Raw genomic sequence first — 1,788 nt, 5'->3', positions numbered from 1 at the left:
TCGTCGAAGTCACTGCCTGGATCAAAGCTGTAAGTACCATCCGGGTTAAAGGTTAAACTGCCCTCTGACACCGTGCTGACCATTTGGTAGCTGGCAATCGCGCCATCCACATCGGTGGCCACTGGCACACTGCTGCTCAGAACAGCGTTCTCGCCGGTGCTTTGGGCATCATCGCTGGCTACAGGCGCATCATCTGTGCCTGTCACGGTAATCGTCACGGTACTCGGCTCACTCACAGCACCGTTGTTGTCCGTGGCGGTGTAAGTAAAGGTTACCGTACGGGTCGCGCCCGCAGCTAAATCGTCGAAGTCACTGCCTGGATCAAAGCTGTAAGTACCATCTGGGTTAAAGGTTAAACTGCCCTCTGACACCGTGCTGACCATTTGGTAGCTGGCAATCGTACCATCCACGTCGGTGGCCACTGGCACACTGCTGCTCAGAACAGTGTTCTCGCCGGTACTTTGGGCATCATCGCTGGCTACTGGCGCATCATCCGTGCCTGTCACGGTAATCGTCACGGTTTGAGGGTTGCTGACTGCTCCATTATTGTCCGTAGCGGTGTAGGTAAAGGTCACCGCACGGGTCGCGCCCGCAGCTAAATCGTCGAAGTCACTGCCTGGATCAAAGCTGTAAGTACCATCTGGGTTAAAGGTTAAACTACCCTCTGCCACCGTGGTCACCATTTGGTAGCTGGCAATCGTACCATCCACATCAGTGGCTACTGGCACACTGCTGCTCAGAACAGTGTTCTCGCCGGTACTTTGGGCATCATCGCTGGCTACTGGCGCATCATCCGTGCCTGTCACGGTAATCGTCACGGTTTGAGGGTTGCTGACTGCTCCATTATTGTCCGTAGCGGTGTAGGTAAAGGTCACCGCACGGGTCGCGCCCGCGGCTAAGTCATCGAAGTCACTGCCTGGATCGAAGCTGTAAGTGCCATCTGAGTTAAAGGTTAAACTGCCCTCTGCTACCGTGCTGACCATTTGGTAGCTGGCAATCGTGCCATCCACATCAGTGGCTACTGGCACACTGCTACTCAGAACAGTGTTCTCCCCAGTATTTTGCGTCGCGTCATCACGGGCAACGGGGGCATCATTGGTACCAGTGACTGTGATGGTCACGGTTTTGGGGTCACTAACTGCACCATAGTTGTCCGTCGCAGTGTATGTAAAGGTCGCTACTCGACTCTCACCTGCATCCAAATCATCAAAGTCGCTACCTGGATTAAAACTGTATGAACCATTAGTGTTGAACGTTAAACTGCCTTCCAACACAGAAGTCACTACCTGGTAGCTCTCAACCGTTCCATCTACGTCCGTGGCCACTGGCACATTTCCATTCAGGATGGCGTTTTCATCAGTAGTTTGAGTCGTATCATCGCTGGCGACTGGTGCGTCATTAGGCTCAGTAACGAAGACTGTCACATTACCATCACTGCTATCAGTTCCGTCACTAACTGTATAGGTTATCGTTGTAAGGCCACTGAAACCCGCTTTGGGGGTAAATTCAATTGTTTCCCCTACAATCAAAACAGTACCGGCATCAGCTGAAACAGAGGCACCAACAACGCTTAACGAATCGCCTTCAAGATCACTGTCATTTGCCAACACATTGATTGTAATAGCGCCACCATCTTCAATCGCATTAGCCGTATCATTTACCACAACAGGCGCATCATTGGCACCAGTGATGGTGATGGTTACGGTTTTAGGAGCACTGACTGCACCGTTGTTGTCGGTAGCCGTATAGGTGAAGGTGACTGCACGGCTTTCACCTGACGCAAGGTCA

General features: G+C 52.2%; 1 protein-coding gene. It reads right to left on the bottom strand.

All coding sequences use genetic code 11. From position 1 onward, the window contains the following. Window positions 1-1,788, bottom strand: a 1,788-nt coding sequence (locus C8D85_RS18095; protein WP_162847600.1) for a tandem-95 repeat protein, incomplete at both ends; no start/stop codon positions are given.

It is taken from the genome of Marinomonas communis (assembly GCF_004363305.1).
Taxonomy (GTDB): domain Bacteria; phylum Pseudomonadota; class Gammaproteobacteria; order Pseudomonadales; family Marinomonadaceae; genus Marinomonas; species Marinomonas communis.
Note: the sequence above shows the minus strand (reverse complement) of the source record. Positions and strands in the feature narration are given on the sequence as shown.